Source organism: Pseudomonas sp. BIOMIG1BAC, assembly GCF_001705995.2.
GTDB classification, from domain to species: domain Bacteria; phylum Pseudomonadota; class Gammaproteobacteria; order Pseudomonadales; family Pseudomonadaceae; genus Aquipseudomonas; species Aquipseudomonas sessilinigenes.
The window spans coordinates 642,779-661,610 of sequence record NZ_CP049045.1 but is presented as its reverse complement, the minus strand read 5'-3'; the positions used below and the strand labels follow the sequence as shown (position 1 = coordinate 661,610).

The following is an 18,832-nucleotide window of genomic DNA, read 5'->3' as shown; positions in this document are numbered from 1 at the left end:
GCAGTTGGCTTTGAGGCGTTTTTTTTGCAGCGATGGGCGGGCATACTAGGCCGTCCCTTTCCCTGGTGTCGCCCGCCTCTATGCTTCGCGCCCTGATTGCCCTTGCTCTGACCTGCCTGCTCCAACCGGTTTTTGCCGACGAGCGTGCGCAAACCCAACAACAGTTGGACGCCACGCGTCAGGACATCACCGAGCTGAAGAAGCTGCTGGGCAAACTGCAGGAAGAAAAGTCCGGAGTACAGAAAGAGCTGCGCGGCACCGAGACCGAGATGGGCAAGCTGGAGAAGCAGGTCGAGGCCCTGCAGAAAGAGCTGAAGAAAAGCGAATCCGAGCTGCAGCGACTCGATGAGGAGAAAAAAAAACTCCAGAGCGCGCGCACTGAACAGCAACGACTGATCGCCATCCAGGCCCGGGCCGCCTATCAGAACGGGCGCCAGGAGTACCTCAAGCTGCTGCTGAACCAGCAGAATCCTGAAAAATTCGCCCGCACCCTCACCTATTACGACTACCTGAGCCAGGCCCGCCTGGAGCAGTTGAAGAACTTCAACGAGACCCTGCGCCAGCTGGCCAATGTGGAAAAGGATATTTCCCTGCAGCAGGCCCAGTTGCTGGTGCAGAAAAGCAGCCTCGACACCCAGCGCGAGGAGCTGGCCAAGGTCCGCAAGGAGCGCCAGCTGGCCCTGGCCAAGCTCAACGACGACGTCAAGGCCCGGGACCAGAAGCTGCAACAGCGCGAACAGGACCAGGCCGACCTGGCCAAGGTCCTCAAGACCATCGAAGAGACCCTGGCACGCCAGGCTCGCGAGGCGGAAGAGGCGCGCCAGAGAGCGCTGATCGCCCAGCAGGAAGCCGAAAAAAAGCGTTTGCGTGAAGCCCAGGCCGAGACCAGCGATGCACCGCGCAAGCCGGTCCATTCCACTCCCGGGGCCCTGGTCTCCAGTAACGGCCCCTCCTTTGGCGGAGCATTCGCTTCGGCCCGGGGCAAACTTCCATGGCCAGTCGATGGTCGACTATTGGCGCGCTTCGGCGAAACCCGTGGCGACGACTCCCGCTCCAAGTGGGACGGCGTGATGATCAGCGCTGCCGCAGGCAGCCAGGTGCATGCCGTACACGGCGGCCGGGTGGTGTTCGCCGATTGGCTGCGTGGTGCCGGGCTGCTGGTGATCCTCGATCATGGCAACGGCTACCTGAGCCTCTACGGGCACAACCAGACGCTGCTCAAGGAAGCCGGCGACGTGGTCAAGGCCGGAGAGTCCATCTCCACAGTGGGTAATAGTGGCGGACAGGACACTCCTGCGCTGTACTTTGCAATTCGTCAGCAGGGTCGCCCCAGCGACCCGGCACAGTGGTGCCACGCGCAAGGATAAGCGCTGCATCTAAATTAGGAGTTCGTTCGACATGCTGCATTTGTCCCGCCTTACCTCGCTGGCCCTGACGATCGCCCTGGTGATCGGCGCGCCTCTGGCGTTTGCCGCCGAAACCGCTCAATCGGCAACCGCCGCGACGACCAAGGCGCCTTTGCCGCTGGAAGAGCTGCGTACCTTTGCCGAGGTGATGGATCGCATCAAGGCCGCCTATGTCGAACCTGTCGATGACAAGACCCTGCTGGAAAACGCCATCAAGGGCATGCTCAGCAACCTCGACCCGCACTCGGCCTACCTGGGGCCGGAAGACTTCGCCGAGCTGCAGGAAAGCACCAGCGGCGAATTCGGCGGCCTGGGCATCGAGGTCGGCGCCGAAGACGGCTTCATCAAGGTGGTGTCGCCGATCGATGACACCCCGGCTTCCAAGGCCGGCATCCAGGCCGGCGACCTGATCGTCAAGATCAACGGCCAGCCGACCCGTGGCCAGACCATGACCGAAGCCGTGGACAAGATGCGCGGCAAGATCGGCCAGAAGATCACCCTGACCCTGGTCCGCGACGGCGGCACGCCATTCGACGTGACCCTGGCCCGCGCCACCATCCAGGTCAAGAGCGTGAAAAGCCAGTTGCTGGAGTCCGGCTATGGCTACATCCGCATCACACAGTTCCAGGTCAAGACCGGCGAGGAAGTCTCCAAGGCCCTGGCCAAGCTGCGCAAGGACAACGGCAAGAAGCTCAACGGCATCATCCTCGACCTGCGCAACAACCCGGGCGGCGTACTGCAGGCCGCGGTGGAAGTGGTCGACCACTTCATCACCAAGGGCCTGATCGTCTACACCAAGGGCCGTATCGCCAACTCCGAACTGCGTTTCTCCGCCACCGGCAAGGACGAGAGCGAAGCCGTGCCGATGGTGGTGCTGATCAACGGCGGCAGCGCCTCGGCCTCGGAAATCGTCGCCGGCGCCCTGCAGGACCAGAAGCGCGCCGTGCTGATGGGCACCACCAGCTTCGGCAAGGGCTCGGTACAGACCGTGTTGCCGCTGAACAACGAACGCGCCCTGAAGATCACCACTGCGCTGTACTTCACCCCCAACGGTCGCTCGATCCAGGCCCAGGGCATCGTCCCGGACATCGAGGTGCGTCGCGCCAAGATCACCACCGAATCCCAGGACGGCGAGTACTTCAAGGAAGCCGACCTGCAGGGTCACCTGGGCAATGGCAACGGCGGCGCCGACAAGCCAAGCGGCTCTGCCGGCAAGGCCAAGCCGATGCCACAGGACGACGACTACCAGCTGGCCCAGGCCCTGAGCCTGCTCAAGGGGCTGAGCATCACTCGCGGTAAATGATTGAACCCTCGCCGACCCGCCGACTCCCAAGCAGGGAGCCGGCTAGCCGGCGAAGCGTCCGCCAGGGCGTCCCACTGCCAAGGCCATTGCTGATTCCCATGCTGCACTTTCCTTCGACGCACAGCCGCCAGCCGCTCTCCCGGCTGCTAGGCGGCTTGCTGCTGGCCCTGCTCTGCTGCCTGCCCGTCCAGGCCGCCGCCCCGCAGGCGCCCAAGGCCTACCTGAGCCTGATCATCGACGACCTGGGCCAGAACCTGCCTCGCGATCGCCGTGTGCTGGGACTGCCCGGCCCGGTGACCACGGCGATCATGCCCGATACGCCCCACGCCGCCGAGTTCGCCCGGGAAGCCCACCGGGCGGGCAAGATCGTTATCCTGCACATGCCCATGGACCCGGCCACCGGGCCCTTCGCCTGGCACCCGGACCTGCCGCAGGAAGAACTGCACAAGCGCCTGGATGCAGCGTTCCAGGCCGTGCCCTACACCAGCGGCATCAACAACCACATGGGTAGCCGCATGACGTCCCAGCGACCGGCCATGGCCTGGCTCATGGGCGAGCTGCAACGGCGCAACAAATTCTTCGTCGACAGCCGCACCAGCGCCCAGACCGTGGCCGCCGCCGAGGCACAGAAAATCGGCCTGGCCAGCGTTTCCCGGGATGTATTCCTCGACGATGAGCGTACCGAGCCGGCGATCGCCCGGCAGTTGCAGACAGCCATCGACCTGGCCCGCAAGCAGGGCTCGGCGGTGATGATCGGCCACCCGTATCCGCAGACCCTGGCAGTGCTGGAACGCGAACTGCCCAAGCTCAAGGCCCAGGGCATCGAGTGGATCGATATCAAGTCGATGATCAGCCTGCGCAGCAACCAGGCCATGAGCGGCCATGGCAAGAACGGCAAGTACAGATAGGGCAGCGCTAAGCGACAAGCCTCAAGCTGCAAGCCAAAGCGCCGCCAACCTGCTGTTACTTGTAGCTTGCCGCTGATCTAGAGATAGCGGCCCATGATCTCTTCCACCAGGCCTTCCTTGCGCATCTCGTCCAGGGCGGCCTGGAGCTTGGCCACCACTTCATCGGACACATCCTTGTTCAGCGCCAGGTACAGCTCGGCGCTGTTGAAGCGCAGCACCGTCTTGAGGCCGGTGATACCTTCCTGCTTGGCCAGGTAGCGCCCGGCCGGATCACCGGTGGCCCAGAGGTCGATCTGCCCCGCCACCAGCTTCCTGGCGTTGTCCTGGTCCCGTAGCACCACCTGCGGGGCCAGGCCCTGCTTGGCCAGGGTCTCGGCGATGGCATCGCCCTTGTAGGCGCCGATCTTGTACTTGCGCGCCTGCTCCAGGGATTCGAGGGTGATCTTGCTGCCGGCCTTGGCCAACATGATCCAGTCGTCCGGGCCGATGGGGCCGACCCACTTGAACAACGGCTCGCGGTCCGGCAGCCGCGCCGTGACGAACACGCCATAACCCGGTTGCTCCAGGGCCATCTTGTAGATGCGTTCCCAGGGAAAGCGCAGGGTCAGGCTGTAGTTGATGCCGGCGCGCTTGCACATCTCACGGACGATATCCACGGCGATGCCGTTGATATTCTCGCCCTGGGCGAAGTTCTTGCCGTTGATGGCCATGTTGTAGGGAGGGAAGTTTTCCGTCAGCAACACCAGGGAGGTGTCGGCGGGTTCAGCGGCGCGGGCGAGGCCACCGAGCAGAAAACCGGCGCTGGCGACAACCACAAGAAGACGTTTGAACATGACGGGCTACCCGAATCCATGGCGAACTCAAGAGTGCCGTGAGCCCGCCATGCTGTCCAGTGGCTATCGCACCACGATCCCGCGCTGGGCCATGTAGGCCTTGGCCTCGGGAACGGTGTACTCGCCGAAGTGGAAGATGCTGGCCGCCAGCACCGCGCTGGCGTGGCCCTCGAGGATGCCATCGGCCAAGTGCTGCAGGTTGCCGACACCGCCGGAGGCGATCACCGGAATACCCAGGGCATCGCTGATGGCCCGGGTCACGCCCAGGTCGAAGCCGTTCTTCATGCCGTCCTGATCCATGCTGGTCAGCAGGATCTCGCCGGCCCCCAGGCCTTCCATCTTCTTCGCCCACTCCACCGCATCCAGCCCGGTGGGCTTGCGCCCGCCATGGGTGAAGATCTCCCAGCGCGGCACTTCGCCCGGGCCGGAAACCTTCTTGGCATCGATGGCGACCACGATGCACTGGGAACCGAAGTGCTGTGCGGCCTCGCCCACGAACTCCGGGTTGAACACCGCGGCGGTATTGATCGAGACCTTGTCCGCACCGGCATTGAGCAGGTTGCGGATGTCTTGCACGGTACGCACGCCACCGCCCACGGTCAGCGGGATGAACACCTGGCTGGCCATGCGCTCGACGGTATGCAGGGTGGTATCACGGCCATCGACGCTGGCGGTGATGTCCAGGAAAGTGATCTCGTCGGCACCCTGTTCATCGTAGCGCCGGGCGATCTCCACCGGATCGCCGGCATCGCGGATGTTCTCGAACTTGACGCCCTTCACTACCCGGCCGTTGTCCACGTCCAGGCAAGGGATGATGCGCTTGGCTAGCGCCATAGACTTAATCTCCGATTAAGAAGCTTCAAGCTTCAAGCTGCAAGTAAGAGCAGGCCGAGACCGCGCTTTTAACTTGCAGCTTGCAGCTTATGGCTTGTAGCTGTCGCAGAACGCCTGAGCCTCTGCCACATCCAGCGTGCCCTCGTAGATCGCACGGCCGGTGATGGCGCCGATGATGCCGGGGGCCTTGGCGTCCAGCAGGGCCTGGATGTCGCCCAGGTTGTGGATGCCGCCGGAGGCGATCACCGGGATCGAGGTGGCTTCGGCCAGGGCCTTGGTGAAGGGCACGTTGCAGCCCTGCATCATGCCGTCCTTGGCGATGTCGGTGTAGACGATCGCCGAGACGCCATCGGCCTCGAAGCGCTTGGCCAGGTCGATGACCTGTACCGAGCTGACTTCGGCCCAGCCATCGGTGGCGACGAAACCGTCCTTGGCGTCCAGGCCGACGATGACCTTGCCCGGGAACGCGCGGCAGGCCTCGGCGACGAACTCCGGCTCCTTCACCGCCTTGGTGCCGATGATCACGTAGCTGACGCCAGCCTTGACGTAGTGCTCGATGGTTTCCAGCGAACGGATGCCACCGCCGATCTGGATCGGCAGGGTCGGGTAGCGCTTGGCGATGGCGGTAACCACTTCACCATTGACCGGCTGGCCCTCGAAGGCACCGTTGAGGTCAACCAGGTGCAGGCGACGGCAGCCACCCTCGACCCATTTGGCGGCCATGCTCACCGGGTCGTCGGAGAATACGGTGGAGTCTTCCATGCGACCCTGGCGCAGGCGCACGCAGGCGCCGTCTTTGAGGTCGATTGCGGGAATGATCAGCATGCTTTTTCCTTCGTCAAAAGAGCTGCAAGCTGCAAGCCATAAGCTGCAAGCGCGCACGCGTGTCTACTTCTTGCAGCCTGCAGCTTGAAGCTTGCCGCTGCCTTAATTCTTTTCGAGTGCCCACAGGTCGCTTTCAATGCCCTCGAACCGCTCCTTGAGGAGCAGCTGAACATCGGCAATCGCCCTGTTGTAGTAGTGGGGTGCAATGTCCTTGCTGAACAACTCGAGGACCTCGGCCACCTCGAACGACCCCAACTGCAGGTCGAAGCGGTCTTCGAGCAAGCGCTTGAGCTTGTCGAGCGCCTCGCGCTCCTGCTCGGGGGTCAGCGTCAGTATCGGCGCCTTGGTCCGCGACCTGTTCATTTACCAGCGACCGTCCCAGGCCGCGAAGTTCTGCAGCAGCTGCAGGCCATGGGTATGGCTCTTCTCCGGGTGGAACTGCACGGCAAAGCGCGAGCCTTCGGCCAGCGCCGCGGCGAAGTCCACGCCGTAGTGGCCGCTGCCCACCACCTGCCGGGCATTGCCGGCGGTGATGTAGTAGCTGTGCACGAAGTAGAAGCGCGCCAGGTCCGGGATGCTGTGCCACAGCGGATGGTCTACCGCCTGCTTCACTTCGTTCCAGCCCATGTGCGGCACCTTGAGGTGCTCGCCCTCTTCCACCAGGCCCTTGCCGAAGAACTTCACCTGGCCGGGAAACAGGCCGATGCAATCGACGCCGTCGTTCTCTTCGCTGTGCTCCAGCAGGGCTTGCATGCCCACGCAGATCCCCAGGAATGGGCGGTCCTGGCTGACTTCACGCACCAGGGCGTCGAAGCCCAGGCGGCGGATTTCGGCCATGCAGTCGCGGATCGCGCCCACGCCGGGAAACACCACCCGATCGGCTTCGCGGATCACGCTGGCGTCGCTGGTGATCAGCACCTTGCCGGCGCCCACGTGCTCCAGGGCCTTGGCCACGGAGTGCAGGTTGCCCATGCCGTAGTCGATGACGGCTACCGTCTGCATTACAGCACGCCCTTGGTGGAAGGCATCTGCCCGGCCATGCGCTCGTCCAGCTCAACCGCCATGCGCAGCGCACGGCCGAAGGCCTTGAACACGGTCTCGATCTGGTGGTGGGTGTTGTGGCCACGCAGGGTATCGATGTGCAGGGTCACGTTGGCATGGTTGACGAAGCCCTGGAAGAATTCCTGGAACAGGTCGACATCGAAGCCACCAACGGTGGCGCGGGTGAAGGGCACGTGCATCTGCAGGCCGGGACGGCCGGAGAAGTCGATCACCACGCGGGACAGGGCTTCATCCAATGGCACATAGGCATGGCCATAGCGGCGGATGCCTTTCTTGTCGCCGATGGCCTTGCTGAACGCCTGGCCCAGGGTGATGCCGACGTCTTCCACGGTGTGGTGGTCGTCGATATGCAGGTCGCCCTTGCTTTCGATATCCAGGTCGATCAGCCCATGCCGGGCGATCTGGTCCAGCATGTGCTCGAGGAACGGCACGCCGATATCGAATCGGGCCTTTCCAGTGCCATCCAGGTTGATCGAGGCTTTGATCTGGGTTTCCAGGGTATCGCGCTCGACAGATGCCTTACGTTCGGCCATCACCAGCTCCGCAAAATCATTGGGCGAAAAAGGCGAGCAGTATAGGCCCGAGGAGGGCCAAACAGGAACACGTCGAACGACATCCTGACGGGCGCGAACCAGTGGCTGCGGGGTTGTACCTGTCATGACAAGCAACCCGCGCGCGAAAGCGAGTGACCTCGCTCCCGCGCCAGGCAGGTTCCTAGTGGAACAGCACGGCAGTCTTCTGCAAGGTCACCCACACGCCCCATGCCAGGGGAATGCCCACCGCCAGCCAGGCGGCGATCACCAGCGGCTTGCTGGCAGGCGAGGCCTTCCATTCCAGGACGACGCTGCTGTCGGCGCCCTTGTCGTGGCCCAGGGCCTGCTCGGCCGCCAGTTGCTCGTCGGTCATGAAGTACTTGTCGGCCACCGGGCGCACCATCAGGTTGCACAGGAAGCCCAGCACCAGCAGGCCGGCGAGGATGTACAGGGTGATGTCATAGGCCGCGGCACGCTCGACGCCGATGCTCAACTGGTACTCGCGCAGGTAGTTCACCAGCACCGGGCCCAGCACGCCGGCAGCCGCCCAGGCTGTCAGCAGGCGACCGTGGATCGCGCCCACCATCTGGGTGCCGAACAGGTCCGCCAGGTAGGCTGGGACCGTAGCGAACCCACCGCCATACATCGACAGGATGATGCAGAACGCCGCCACGAACAGGGCGACGTTGCCCAGGTGGCCAAGGTTCGGAATCAGCGCATACAGGGCAAAGCCCAGGGCGAAGAACACGAAGTAGGTGTTCTTGCGGCCCAGGTAGTCGGAGAACGACGCCCAGAAGAACCGGCCACCGATGTTGAACAGGCTCAACAGGCCGGTGAAACCGGCGGCGATGGCGGCAATCTGCGCCAGTTGCCCGGCGTCCAGTTGGCTGAAGCTCAGGCCGTTGCCCAGCAGCTTGCCGGCGAACACTTCCTGCAGCAGTGGCGAGGCCATGCCAAGGATGCCGATACCCGCCGATACGTTCAGGCACAGCACCAGCCACACCAGGCGGAACTGTGGGGTCTTCCAGGCCACGTTCACGTGCACATGGCGGTGGGTGATCATGGCGTTGGCGGCTTTCTTCACCGGCGCGCTCCAGCCCTCGGGCTTCCAACCGGTGGGCGGTACGCGATACGCCAGGGCGCCGCCGATCATGAACACGAAGTAGATCGCGGCCATCACCAGGAAGCTCTGCCAGACACCGACGCTGGTCGGGGTGGCGAAGTGGCTCATCAATGCGGCGGCCAGGGGCGCACCGACCATAGCGCCACCCCCGAAGCCCATGATCGCCATGCCGGTGGCCATGCCACGCTTGTCCGGGAACCACTTGATCAGGGTCGATACCGGGGAGATGTAGCCCAGGCCCAGGCCGATCCCGCCGATCACCCCGGAGCCGATCCACATCAGCCAGATCTGGTGGGTATAAACCCCCAGGGCGGAAATCAGCAGGCCGCCGCACCAGCACAGGGCGGACACCACCCCAGCCTTGCGCGGCCCGGCATGCTCCAGCCAGCCGCCCCAGATCGCCGCCGAGCAACCCAGGAAGATGAAGAACAGGGTGTAGATCCAGCCGAGCATGGAGATCGGCCAGTCGCACTGGGACGAAAAGACCTGGGCGATGAAGCCCATGCCCGGCTCGCAAGCCACGGGCGCGCTGATACCCAGCGCCTTGGACAACGGCAGCCAGAACACCGAGAAGCCATAGGCCATGCCGATGCACAGGTGGATGGCCAGGGCGGCCGGTGGAACCAGCCAACGGTTGAAACCGGGCTTGGCGATGATGCGTTCTTTGGACAAGAACGCTGGCTGGGCGGCCGGGTTGGCGGCCGCGATGCTAGAGCTCATGGATGTTCCCCCAATTATTAGAATTGTTCATCGGCCACTCCCCTGCGACGACCTTGGCACGCAGGCGCGGTCGTTCTGTTGAGTAAAGCTTCCTTTGGGAAAGCGCGACATTAAGTCGCAGAAGGGCGGACGAACTGCGAGAGATTACCATCTGTGAAACATTAAGAAACCAAACCAGCAGGAGCTTTTTAGCGACGCCCTCATCGGCCAGCACCGGAAAACCTCCAGCCACTCTCCTCCTGCACCTGCCAACAAAAACTCAGCGCGCAGGATCGGCGCCCCATCCAGAGCGGGCAATGGCACTCGAGCGCCGGGCACCTGTCCCAGAACTATGCCTGGCGCCATGGCCACCACACACAAGCACAAGCCCCGGGTGCCGATATGCCGGCAGCTGCGACGCAAACGCCCACAAGCGGTTTGGGTCCACAGTCACAGGGGCCGGAGCGTTATACTGCCCCGCTAAATTTTGAATTCGACATACAAGGACTCGCCCATGAAAGCGTTCGGCAAAATCCTGGGTCTGGTAATCCTCGGGCTGTTACTGATCGTCGTGGCTCTGGGCTTCGCCCTGACCCACCTGTTCGATCCCAACGACTACAAAGACGAAATCCGCCAGATTGCCCGCGACAAGGCCCATATCGAGCTGACTCTCAACGGCGACATCGGCTGGAGCCTGTTCCCCTGGCTCGGCCTGGAACTGCACGATGCCGCGGTAGCCACCCTGGCCAACCCGACCCAACCCTTTGCCGACCTGCAGATGCTTGGCCTGTCGGTGCGCGTGTTGCCATTGCTGCGTCGCGAAGTACAGATGAGCGATGTCCGGGTCGAGGGCCTGAACCTGCGCCTGAACCGCGACAAGGACGGCCACGGCAACTGGCAGGACATCGGCAAGGCCGCGCCGGCCGACCGTCAGGCCGAGACGCCTGCCACCAGCACCGGTGAAACCGGCGAGGCTGCGGCTAGCGCGGAAAAACCCGCGCAGCCGATCCGCCTGGATATCGACAGCCTGACGGTGAACAACGCCCGGGTCGAATACAACGACGAGCAGACTGGCAAGCAGTTCACCGCCGAGAGCATCCAGCTCAGCACCGGGCCGATCCACGAAGCCACCAACACCCCGGTCAAGCTCACGGCCTTCCTGGCCAGCAACCAGCCAGCGGTACGCGTGCGCACCGAACTCAATGGCGAACTGCGCTTCGACCGCGCCCTGCAGCGCTACCAGTTCGAGGACATGCGCCTGTCCGGCGAAGTGGCCGGCGACCCCTTGCAAGGCAAGACCGTGACCTTCTCCGCCCAAGGCCAGTTGCTGCTGGACAAGGCCGCCAACGTCGGCCAATGGACGGGCCTGAAAGTCTCTCTCAACCAACTGCGCGCCCTGGGTGAACTCAAGGTCAACGACCTGGACAAGGTGCCCCAGGTCAGCGGTGGAATCTCCATCGCCCAGTTCGACCTGGCGAAGTTCGTCGACAGCATCGGCCAGACCCTGCCGGCCATGGCCGAAGGCAGCCTGAGCAAGGTCGAGCTGGCCAGCCGCCTGCAAGCCACGCCCACCAGCCTGGCCCTGGAGGACCTGAACCTGAAGCTGGACGACAGCACCTTCAGCGGCCGCCTGGCCGTCGAGGACTTCGCCAAGCAATCCCTGCGCGCCCAGCTCAAGGCCGATACCTTCAATGTCGACCGCTATCTGCCGCCCAAGTCCGCGGCAGCCAACAGCGCCGCCTCGGCGCGCAAGGCCGAAGTACAGAGCAGCGAGGCCGATGCGATGGCAGGCGCCGGCACCACCCCCCTGCCCAACGCTCCGACCAAGGGCGCCTGGAGCACTGACCGGTTGTTGCCGGTGGAGCGCCTGGCCAAGCTCGACGTGGACGCCGACCTGAACTTCGGCAAGTTGACCCTGGACAAGCTGCCGATCCAGAACGCCGCCCTCAAGGCGTCCGGCCAGGGTGGCCTGCTGAAGCTCGAGAACCTGCGGGGCGAGCTGTACAACGGCAACTTCGAGGCCAGCGGTACCCTGGACGTGCGCCAGAGCACGCCACAACTGGGCCTGCAAACCCGAATCAGCCGGGTGCCGGTGGAGCGCATCCTGGAGAGCCAGGGCCAGACCCCACCGGTCAAGGGCCTGGTGACCCTGAACAGCAATCTCACCGGCAGCGGCAACAGCCAGAAGGCCCTGGTCGACAGCCTCAACGGCAATGTCGGCTTCAGCATCAACAACGGCGTGCTGCTCAACGCCAACATCGAGCAGCAACTGTGCCAGGGCATCGCGGTGCTCAATCGCAAGAACCTGACCAGCACCCCGCGTGGCAAGGACACTGCGTTCCAGGAACTCAAGGGCAACCTGACCCTGCGCAACGGCGTGGCCAGCAACCCGGACCTGAAAGTGCGCATCCCCGGCATGAGCGTCAACGGCAACGGTGATATCGACCTGCGCGTACTGGGCATGGACTACCGCGTGGGCATCATCGTCGAGGGCGACCTGAGCGATAACCCGGACCCGGCCTGCCAGGTGGGCGAGCGTTTCCGTGGCATCGAGCTGCCGCTGCGCTGCCGTGGCCCGCTGGAACTGGGCGCCAAGGCCTGCCGCCTGGACAAGGACGGCCTGGGCCAGGTGGCTGCCAAGCTGGCGGGCGACCGCCTCAAGGAGAAGATCGACGAGAAACTCGGCGACAAGGTCAGCCCGGAACTGAAGAACGCGATCAAGGGGCTGTTCAAGCGATGAGAGCCGAGGCTTTTTCCAGCGCGGTGCTGGACTGGTACGACCGTCACGGGCGCCACGACCTGCCCTGGCAACAGGACATCAACCCGTACCGAGTCTGGGTCTCGGAGATCATGCTGCAACAGACCCAGGTCAGCACGGTGCTCAATTACTTCGATCGCTTCATGGCCTCCCTGCCCACGGTGCAAGCCCTGGCCGAAGCGCCGGAAGACGAAGTGCTGCACCTGTGGACCGGCCTGGGCTACTACACCCGGGCGCGCAACCTGCAAAAGACCGCGAAGATCGTGGTGGCCGAATACGGCGGCGAGTTCCCCCGCGACGTGGAGAAACTCACCGAGCTGCCAGGCATCGGCCTGTCCACCGCCGGGGCCATCGCCAGCATCAGCATGGGCCTGCGGGCGCCGATCCTCGACGGCAACGTCAAGCGGGTCCTGGCGCGCTTCACGGCCCAGGAGGGCTATCCGGGCGAGCCCAAGGTGGCCAAGCAGTTGTGGGCGACCGCCGAACGCTTCACCCCCCACGCACGGGCCAACCACTACACCCAGGCGATGATGGACCTGGGGGCGACCCTGTGCACCCGCAGCAAGCCCAGCTGCCTGCTGTGCCCCCTGGAACGACATTGCGAAGCGCACATGCTCGGCCTGGAAACCCGCTACCCAGTGCCCAAGCCGCGCAAGGAAGTCCCCCAGAAGCGCACCCTGATGCCGATGCTGGCCAACCGCGAAGGCGCCATCCTGCTCTACCGCCGCCCTTCCAGCGGCCTCTGGGGCGGGCTCTGGAGCCTGCCGGAGCTCGATGACCTGGACGACATCCGGCACCTGGCCCTGCAACATTCCCTGGAGCTGGGTCAACAACAGCAGATGCCCGCTCTGGTACACACCTTCAGCCACTTCCAGCTGGCCATCGAGCCCTGGCTGATCCGGGTCGAAGAGTCGGCCCTGCACGTCGCCGAGGCCGACTGGCTCTGGTATAACCTCGCCACCCCGCCGCGCCTGGGCCTTGCCGCCCCGGTGAAGACACTGCTCAAACGCGCGGCTGAAGTATTGAATGCAGGAGAGTCGTCATGACCCGCACCGTAATGTGCCGCAAGTACCAAGAAGAACTGCCAGGCCTGGAACGCCCTCCGTACCCGGGCGCCAAGGGCCAGGATATCTACGAGCATGTCTCGGCCAAGGCCTGGGGCGACTGGCAGAAACACCAGACCCTGCTGATCAACGAAAAGCGCCTGAACATGATGAACGCCGAGGATCGCAAGTTCATCCAGGCGGAAATGGACAAGTACTTCTCCGGTGAGGAATACGCCAAGGCCGAAGGTTACGTGCCGCCAGCGGAGTAAAACCGCTGCAAATCCGGGGGGCGGATCGTAAGCGGCGGTAATAATTAAACTTTTTTTCAAAACTTGCTTGACGCCCCCCTGAAAAACCCGTTTAATGCGCCCCGTTGCCCAGATAGCTCAGTCGGTAGAGCAGGGGATTGAAAATCCCCGTGTCGGCGGTTCGATTCCGTCTCTGGGCACCACCTTCAGTTTTCAGGTGGTGCCAAGCACACCTGAAGACACACAGAAAGCCCGCCTAGTGCGGGCTTTTTGCTTTCTACGGTTTGCCAGCCGATTCGGCCTGGAGCCCCGCTCCCAGCAAGGCCGCGATACGCCCCACTGCCAGCATCAGGCAGAGCGCTTGAGTGGCGCGCCGCACCTGGCACCTATTCACGATCGGTGAATACCACCCGCGCGCTGGCCAGCTCCTCCGCCTCCGGAGCCTCGAACACGCTTTCAGCAAAATCGAACATCGGCGGAGTGATCTCCATGACGTAGGTTTGCCCCCGCTGTTCATTGCGGCGTGCCACTCGACTGCGCCGCACTTCCGGCTCCGCGGTGACGTAGTGAAGTACGGCCGGGCTGGCATGCCGAGCAGCAAAGGCATAAGCCGTATCGCGTCGCTGGCGGCGAAGAAAGCCCAGGTCGAGGATGACGGAACCGCCGCAGCGCAACACCTCGCCAGCCATCGAGTAGATGACTGCCTCGCAACGATCCACTCGCTCGGCGAACCAGGCAGGGTTCATTGCCTGGACAGTGGTGCCCGGCGCAATGTCCGGCGCAAACAACTTGGCCATCCACGCATCCATCGAGAAAACCACGGCGCTACCGCCGCTCGAGAGTTCATGGGCATAAGTGGACTTGCCCGCTCCCACGGGCCCGCAAACCAGGTGGACAGCATTGTGTTCCATGATCAATTCCCTATTGAAAGTTCGGCAACACGATTTAGATCAGCGCCAGAGCGCGGTGGATGAATTGCGACAGCGAGTCGTCCAGGCCCGTGTATCGACTCAGGCCAGGTTCTTGCTCATAGGCATGGCGCACCTTGCGCTCAAGCTCCGGGTCGTCACCGTAATGGGAGGCCCGAAACAACCCCCACCACTGTCGAGCCAGTTCCTGCATGCCAGGGGATGCGGCTTCGAGGCCGTTGCGCTGATGCTCGCGGGCCAGCGCGATCAAGGGCTGCCACTGCCAGAGATGCTCGAGTTGGCGCCGGGTCAGGTCTCTCTGCTCGGTGGGGGTCAGGTAGTTGCCCAATAGCGCTACTCGAGCATGTGTGAATGCCGTCATGACCCAATCCAGCATGGCGTCATGAATGCCATTGAGTTGCTGCGCTCGCCGGGAGTTGCGCTGGAGCGCCGTCAGCTTGAAGGCCAGCCCGGTATCCTCTGCGACGGTCAAGTGCACCAGGCGCATCCAGCGCCATGCCAGTGCCTGCGCATGCGCACAGTGATCTGGCATCTGCGCCGCCATGGCTGACTGGACATCGGCCACCAGCACTTCCCAGTCCCGCTCAAGATCGTCCAGCCGCTCCTCTACAGCCAGCAAGGCAGCGATCTCGCTCTCGGACAAGACCTCCTCTTGCAGCACCAGCATCTCCAGCCTGTCGATCCAGTCGACGCCGAGGAGCACAGCACCTTTGCACACCGTCTGGTTCAGCCTCAGCAGGCGCACGCGCAGCTTCTCGATCTGGCGTTGCTGCACAGCCAGGGATTCGAGTTGCCGGGAAATGAGCTCTGCGGGAGACAGGCTGTCCGCTTGCAGCATCTGCTTGATCTGGTCCAGCGAATGCCCGCCCTGCTTGAGCAACTGGATACGCCCCAAACGAGCGGCGTCGGCTGGTGAATACAGCCGACTACCGCCATTGGAGCGTGCGGATGGAGAAAGCAGTCCCAGCCCATCGTAATGATGCAAGGTGCGCACTGTAACGCCAGCCCTGAGAGCCAGTTCACCGATCTTCAACATTCCTCACCTGCCTATCCATGCCGAGCAATGATTGAAGACAGCATAAATCCTCACGCTACGTCAGGTTCAAGCCCCCAGGGCCGCGCTCAAAAGCTATCCCAATGGACGTTGAGATCGCGCCGGGCGCTAGCGGCGACATCGATCGTGCTACGCCGTTCGAGGCCCTTGCGGGTAGTGACGACCTGGAACTTGCCGGGGGGCAGTTGCACATAGACGATCGGCCCTACCCCGGCCAGGTTCAGCAGGGAATGCCCCTGGGCATTCTCGATCGCCACGTCCACATCCGAGGTGTACTGGTTCTGCGGGCCGACGGAAAACGTCAGGTGCAGGTTGTAGCCCCTGACCTGCTGGATAGCCCGCGACTCGTCCAGGCCGATCCCGCCACTGAGATAGGCGATACCGTTCTGCTGTTGCGGCACCAGCTGGACGCCGGCCGGATCGATCGGCTCGCTGCTGGCGACGGCGCCCAGTGCGCTGGGCGATGCCAACGCAAGCAGCACCACGGCTAGCGCCGACATGACACTGATGGAAGAGCATTTCATGATGACCACTCCCGGGTTCGCTTCGAACCACTGCAATGGGACGCCACCATCAAGCCTCCAGCCCCAGGATCGGTAGCGCCCGGGCCTCCCCTATTGCATCTCGAATGGCCAAGCCACGGCAGCCTTGCACAGCCGGCCCGCCTCAAGCTCCCAAATGTCAGTGTACGCCCCGAGATCGGCGGTTTTAGACCGATTCGGCACCATGGCTTGAGCAAAGGCGCCTAAGGCCGACTCAGTCCGCCCCAGACGCCATCAGCCCCTCGAGCGCCGCATCGGCCTCGGCCCGCTGCGCCGCGGTCGGTCCGCCGGCGAACCGGCTGCGCCCCTGGTCCAGGGCCAGGTAGGCGTTGTCGCCATCGCCCCAGATGTAGGAGTAGATGAACAGGAAGCTGTCGGAGTCGGGCTGGCAGAAGGCGGCGACGCCACGCAAGGGCGCCAGCAGCTGGATCATCTCGCCGTAGTTGTCGGTGAACTCCAGCAAGGCGAACTGCCAGCGGCCGGTGCGCGGATCATAGTGCGAAGCGCTACCCTGCCCCGCCCAGATCTGCACCACCTCCTGCAGGCTGCGCGCACCGGAATCCTGCAACCACTGGGCATCGACCCGCGCCGAGCCGTACATGTCCTTGCTGTCGAACCACTTCTGCCAATCGCCATAGGAGATCGCCGGGCGTGGCGCCGCCGCCATGGCATTGGCGTATTGTTCGGGAGTCATGGTGCAACGCAAGTACACCGAGGAGGGCTCGCTGGCCTGCGCCTGCCCGGTCACCATCAATAGCGCCGCCAGCGCCAGCCCTGTCCATGAGCGAAATTGCATCGTTGTCGTTCCTGATCGATCAAGAAAAAGCCGCCAGCATACCCGCACCGATACAGATCAAGCGCGCGTCTGGGCGCAGCACAACCCACTCAACACCGGGCACCGACCTACCACCTCAAGCAGGCGCCTGCGCCGCCTGCCAATGCTTCATCTCCTCGGCAATGAAATGCTGCACCAAGTCGCTGTACAGCTTCTCGATCGCGTCCGCGCTCAGGCCTTCGGCCTCGGCCCATTCGCGGCGGGTGGCGAGCATCGCCTTGAAGCGCTCCTCGGCCCGTACGGTGGCCGCCGAAGTCTTGAACTTCGACGCGGCCAGCACGTACTTGAAACGCGCGCCCAGCAACGCAATGACCGCCCGATCCAGGGTGTCGATTTCCCGACGGATATCGTCCATGCCCTGGCATTGTTCCGGGCTCATCTGGTGCTTCACTTCCATGCTCAAGGCTCCATTGACGTCTAGGGATACCCGGCCTTGGCCGGCCCGGATTATTCCCATGGCGGCGCATGGGAGTAAAGTTGCGGCTCGCGCCCATCCGACCGCCAAGGAACTGCTCGCGTGAACCAGAAGAGAACCCGAATCCCCCTGCCCCACCCCAAGCCCGGCAAGACTGGCAGGGGGGCCTGGGTATTCCTGCTGATCGGTGGCGTGCTGTTGGCACTCACTGCACTGCTGGGCTGGACCCTGGGGAGCGCGGTGCGCCAGGGCGTGATTGTCACCAGCAACCGCGCCGGCCCGAAGCTCGCCTATAGCCTGGAGCTACAGCCCACCCAGTTCTACGCCGAACTGCTCTGGCAGGGCACCACCACTCTGCTACTGGGCGCACTGGCAGTTGCCGCGCTGTGGATTGGCCGGTTATTAATGAGCACCGACAAACGCCGCCGCTGAACCTGAACCCCTCACTCCGGCCATCCAGGAACAACCTCCCATGTCCCTGCTGTCACCCCCCGAACAGCCCGTCTCGGACCCCGCCAGGGTCGAGCCTGCCAGCGGCCCCAGCGAGAGTTTCAACGAGCCTGCCGCAGACGGCTTCCTGATTGGCGGCTTTGCCTGGCGCCACGCCCAGCCTGATCCGCAGCGCCCGGTAGTGATCATCAGCGCCGCCACCTCGGTGCGCTGCCGTTATTACTTCCGCTTCGCCGACTACCTGTTCGCCCACGGCTTCGACGTCATGACCTATGACTACCGCGGCATCGGTGAATCCCGCCCAGCGGCCCTCAAGGGCTTCAAGGCCTCCTGGTCGGATTGGGGCGCCCTGGACTTCGAGGCCATGCTCAAACGCGCCCAGAGAGAGTTTCCCGGGCAACCGATCGACATTGTGGGCCACAGCTTCGGCGGCTGCGCGGCAGGCCTTGGCGAGTCGGCTGGACAAATCCGCCGCATAGCCACCATGGGGGCGCAATTCGCCTACTGGCGCGATTACGCCCCACAAGTGCGCTGGCGCATGCTGGGCAAATGGCACCTGGCAATGCCCCTGCTGACACGCCTCTACGGTTACTTCCCCGGCAAACGCCTGGGCTGGATGGAGGATACGCCGGCCGGGGTGGTCAGCGACTGGAGCACTCCCCACCCTCGTTACGAGGGACGCCCCAGCGGCCGCAGGATCGCCGCCGAGCGCAATGGCCAGCCCTTCGCCCACGTCACGGCACCGATCCTGGCCATCAGCCTCAGCGACGACCCGTTCGGCACCGTGGCCGCCATCGAGCGCTTGCTGGGCTATTTCCACAACAGCCCACGCACTCACCTGCGCATTTCCCCACAAGACATCGGCGAAACCGAGGTCGGCCACTTCGCGTTCTTCCACAGCCGTTTCGAAACCCGGCTCTGGCCGATCATGCTGGGCTGGCTGCGCCACGGCGAGCTGGACAGCCGCAGCCCTGGGCGCATCGTCCCTCGCCCCTGAGCAGCCCAGGACGCCACCTCCCGGCCGATGGC

20 protein-coding genes and 1 tRNA gene are annotated in these 18,832 nt (G+C 63.9%); 9 read left to right on the top strand and 12 right to left on the bottom strand.

Annotated features, from left to right (window positions below):
• Positions 1-80 precede the first annotated feature (80 nt).
• From ATY02_RS03020 to ATY02_RS03010, 3 genes are all read left to right on the top strand, one after another.
• Positions 81-1,367 carry a murein hydrolase activator EnvC family protein gene (locus ATY02_RS03020; RefSeq protein ID WP_068589445.1) on the top strand — a complete coding sequence of 429 codons (1,287 nt, stop codon included), beginning with the start codon at positions 81-83 and terminating at the stop codon, positions 1,365-1,367.
• Positions 1,368-1,398: 31 nt separating this feature from the next.
• Positions 1,399-2,709 carry a S41 family peptidase gene (locus tag ATY02_RS03015; RefSeq protein ID WP_068589448.1) on the top strand — a complete coding sequence of 437 codons (1,311 nt, stop codon included), beginning with the start codon at positions 1,399-1,401 and terminating at the stop codon, positions 2,707-2,709.
• 98 nt (positions 2,710-2,807) lie between these two features.
• The gene (locus ATY02_RS03010) at positions 2,808-3,617 is read left to right on the top strand and encodes a divergent polysaccharide deacetylase family protein (RefSeq protein ID WP_068589452.1); all 810 of its coding nucleotides are present in this window, start codon (positions 2,808-2,810) and stop codon (positions 3,615-3,617) included.
• Positions 3,618-3,694: 77 nt separating this feature from the next.
• On the opposite strand, the gene ATY02_RS03005 is transcribed toward ATY02_RS03010, so the two are convergent.
• The 7 genes from ATY02_RS03005 to ATY02_RS02975 all read right to left on the bottom strand — a co-directional run bounded on the left by ATY02_RS03005 (position 3,695) and on the right by ATY02_RS02975 (position 9,547).
• Complete coding sequence (locus tag ATY02_RS03005; protein ID WP_068589455.1) at positions 3,695-4,450, bottom strand: substrate-binding periplasmic protein; 756 nt, start codon at positions 4,448-4,450, stop codon at positions 3,695-3,697.
• Positions 4,451-4,513: 63 nt separating this feature from the next.
• Positions 4,514-5,284 (bottom strand): imidazole glycerol phosphate synthase subunit HisF, encoded by a 771-nt coding sequence (gene hisF, locus ATY02_RS03000; RefSeq protein WP_068589458.1) that lies wholly within the window; start codon positions 5,282-5,284, stop codon positions 4,514-4,516.
• 87 nt (positions 5,285-5,371) lie between these two features.
• Complete coding sequence (hisA, locus tag ATY02_RS02995) at positions 5,372-6,109, bottom strand: 1-(5-phosphoribosyl)-5-[(5-phosphoribosylamino)methylideneamino]imidazole-4-carboxamide isomerase (protein ID WP_068589461.1); 738 nt, start codon at positions 6,107-6,109, stop codon at positions 5,372-5,374.
• A gap of 102 nt (positions 6,110-6,211) precedes the next feature.
• The gene (locus ATY02_RS02990; protein WP_068589463.1) at positions 6,212-6,472 is read right to left on the bottom strand and encodes a DUF2164 domain-containing protein; all 261 of its coding nucleotides are present in this window, start codon (positions 6,470-6,472) and stop codon (positions 6,212-6,214) included.
• Positions 6,473-7,111: an imidazole glycerol phosphate synthase subunit HisH gene (hisH, locus tag ATY02_RS02985; protein WP_068589465.1), complete on the bottom strand. Its 639-nt coding sequence runs from the start codon at positions 7,109-7,111 to the stop codon at positions 6,473-6,475.
• On the bottom strand, positions 7,111-7,704 hold the full coding sequence (hisB, locus tag ATY02_RS02980) for an imidazoleglycerol-phosphate dehydratase HisB (protein ID WP_010453482.1): 594 nt from the start codon (positions 7,702-7,704) through the stop codon (positions 7,111-7,113). Before hisB ends, hisH begins: the two co-directional genes overlap by 1 nt.
• Positions 7,705-7,885: 181 nt before the next feature.
• Complete coding sequence (locus ATY02_RS02975; protein WP_068589470.1) at positions 7,886-9,547, bottom strand: OFA family MFS transporter; 1,662 nt, start codon at positions 9,545-9,547, stop codon at positions 7,886-7,888.
• Positions 9,548-10,040: 493 nt separating this feature from the next.
• Here ATY02_RS02975 and ATY02_RS02970 point away from each other — a divergent pair, with 493 nt between their 5' ends.
• From ATY02_RS02970 to ATY02_RS02955, 4 genes are all read left to right on the top strand, one after another.
• The gene (locus ATY02_RS02970; protein WP_068589472.1) at positions 10,041-12,266 is read left to right on the top strand and encodes an AsmA family protein; all 2,226 of its coding nucleotides are present in this window, start codon (positions 10,041-10,043) and stop codon (positions 12,264-12,266) included.
• Positions 12,263-13,330, top strand: coding sequence for an A/G-specific adenine glycosylase (gene mutY / locus ATY02_RS02965; RefSeq protein ID WP_068589475.1), 1,068 nt, complete (start codon positions 12,263-12,265; stop codon positions 13,328-13,330). The genes ATY02_RS02970 and mutY overlap by 4 nt, the downstream gene beginning before the upstream one ends.
• Complete coding sequence (locus ATY02_RS02960) at positions 13,327-13,599, top strand: oxidative damage protection protein (protein WP_068589478.1); 273 nt, start codon at positions 13,327-13,329, stop codon at positions 13,597-13,599. The genes mutY and ATY02_RS02960 overlap by 4 nt, the downstream gene beginning before the upstream one ends.
• 106 nt (positions 13,600-13,705) lie before the next feature.
• Positions 13,706-13,781, top strand: a tRNA-Phe gene (locus ATY02_RS02955).
• A 183-nt stretch (positions 13,782-13,964) separates the two neighbouring features.
• On the opposite strand, the gene ATY02_RS02950 is transcribed toward ATY02_RS02955, so the two are convergent.
• From ATY02_RS02950 to ATY02_RS02930, 5 genes are all read right to left on the bottom strand, one after another.
• On the bottom strand, positions 13,965-14,489 hold the full coding sequence (locus ATY02_RS02950) for an AAA family ATPase (RefSeq protein WP_068589481.1): 525 nt from the start codon (positions 14,487-14,489) through the stop codon (positions 13,965-13,967).
• A gap of 34 nt (positions 14,490-14,523) precedes the next feature.
• Complete coding sequence (locus ATY02_RS02945) at positions 14,524-15,543, bottom strand: MerR family transcriptional regulator (RefSeq protein ID WP_068589483.1); 1,020 nt, start codon at positions 15,541-15,543, stop codon at positions 14,524-14,526.
• Positions 15,544-15,629: 86 nt separating this feature from the next.
• Positions 15,630-16,085, bottom strand: coding sequence for a hypothetical protein (locus ATY02_RS02940; protein ID WP_068589597.1), 456 nt, complete (start codon positions 16,083-16,085; stop codon positions 15,630-15,632).
• A 232-nt stretch (positions 16,086-16,317) separates the two neighbouring features.
• Positions 16,318-16,899, bottom strand: coding sequence for a hypothetical protein (locus ATY02_RS02935; RefSeq protein ID WP_068589487.1), 582 nt, complete (start codon positions 16,897-16,899; stop codon positions 16,318-16,320).
• Positions 16,900-17,014: 115 nt separating this feature from the next.
• Positions 17,015-17,335 (bottom strand): isochorismate lyase, encoded by a 321-nt coding sequence (locus tag ATY02_RS02930; protein WP_068589490.1) that lies wholly within the window; start codon positions 17,333-17,335, stop codon positions 17,015-17,017.
• A gap of 120 nt (positions 17,336-17,455) precedes the next feature.
• On the opposite strand from ATY02_RS02930, the gene ATY02_RS02925 reads away from it, so the two are divergent.
• Together ATY02_RS02925 and ATY02_RS02920 are read left to right on the top strand one after the other, a co-directional pair.
• Positions 17,456-17,785 (top strand): hypothetical protein, encoded by a 330-nt coding sequence (locus ATY02_RS02925; protein ID WP_068589493.1) that lies wholly within the window; start codon positions 17,456-17,458, stop codon positions 17,783-17,785.
• 40 nt (positions 17,786-17,825) lie between these two features.
• A complete protein-coding gene (locus ATY02_RS02920) occupies positions 17,826-18,800 on the top strand; it encodes an alpha/beta fold hydrolase (RefSeq protein WP_068589496.1) in 975 nt (324 codons plus the stop codon).
• Positions 18,801-18,832: the final 32 nt, after the last annotated feature.

Coding starts and splice junctions, on each gene's coding strand:
- ATY02_RS02975 (WP_068589470.1), bottom strand. CDS start 9,547: ATGAGCTCTAGCATCGCGGCCGCCAACCCGGCCGCCCAGCCAGCGTTC.
- ATY02_RS02940 (WP_068589597.1), bottom strand. CDS start 16,085: ATGAAATGCTCTTCCATCAGTGTCATGTCGGCGCTAGCCGTGGTGCTG.
- ATY02_RS02950 (WP_068589481.1), bottom strand. CDS start 14,489: ATGGAACACAATGCTGTCCACCTGGTTTGCGGGCCCGTGGGAGCGGGC.
- ATY02_RS02970 (WP_068589472.1), top strand. CDS start 10,041: ATGAAAGCGTTCGGCAAAATCCTGGGTCTGGTAATCCTCGGGCTGTTA.
- hisF (WP_068589458.1), bottom strand. CDS start 5,284: ATGGCGCTAGCCAAGCGCATCATCCCTTGCCTGGACGTGGACAACGGC.
- ATY02_RS03005 (WP_068589455.1), bottom strand. CDS start 4,450: ATGTTCAAACGTCTTCTTGTGGTTGTCGCCAGCGCCGGTTTTCTGCTC.
- hisB (WP_010453482.1), bottom strand. CDS start 7,704: ATGGCCGAACGTAAGGCATCTGTCGAGCGCGATACCCTGGAAACCCAG.
- mutY (WP_068589475.1), top strand. CDS start 12,263: ATGAGAGCCGAGGCTTTTTCCAGCGCGGTGCTGGACTGGTACGACCGT.
- ATY02_RS02960 (WP_068589478.1), top strand. CDS start 13,327: ATGACCCGCACCGTAATGTGCCGCAAGTACCAAGAAGAACTGCCAGGC.
- ATY02_RS03010 (WP_068589452.1), top strand. CDS start 2,808: ATGCTGCACTTTCCTTCGACGCACAGCCGCCAGCCGCTCTCCCGGCTG.
- ATY02_RS02945 (WP_068589483.1), bottom strand. CDS start 15,543: ATGTTGAAGATCGGTGAACTGGCTCTCAGGGCTGGCGTTACAGTGCGC.
- ATY02_RS03020 (WP_068589445.1), top strand. CDS start 81: ATGCTTCGCGCCCTGATTGCCCTTGCTCTGACCTGCCTGCTCCAACCG.
- ATY02_RS02935 (WP_068589487.1), bottom strand. CDS start 16,899: ATGCAATTTCGCTCATGGACAGGGCTGGCGCTGGCGGCGCTATTGATG.
- hisH (WP_068589465.1), bottom strand. CDS start 7,111: ATGCAGACGGTAGCCGTCATCGACTACGGCATGGGCAACCTGCACTCC.
- hisA (WP_068589461.1), bottom strand. CDS start 6,109: ATGCTGATCATTCCCGCAATCGACCTCAAAGACGGCGCCTGCGTGCGC.
- ATY02_RS03015 (WP_068589448.1), top strand. CDS start 1,399: ATGCTGCATTTGTCCCGCCTTACCTCGCTGGCCCTGACGATCGCCCTG.
- ATY02_RS02930 (WP_068589490.1), bottom strand. CDS start 17,335: ATGGAAGTGAAGCACCAGATGAGCCCGGAACAATGCCAGGGCATGGAC.
- ATY02_RS02920 (WP_068589496.1), top strand. CDS start 17,826: ATGTCCCTGCTGTCACCCCCCGAACAGCCCGTCTCGGACCCCGCCAGG.
- ATY02_RS02990 (WP_068589463.1), bottom strand. CDS start 6,472: ATGAACAGGTCGCGGACCAAGGCGCCGATACTGACGCTGACCCCCGAG.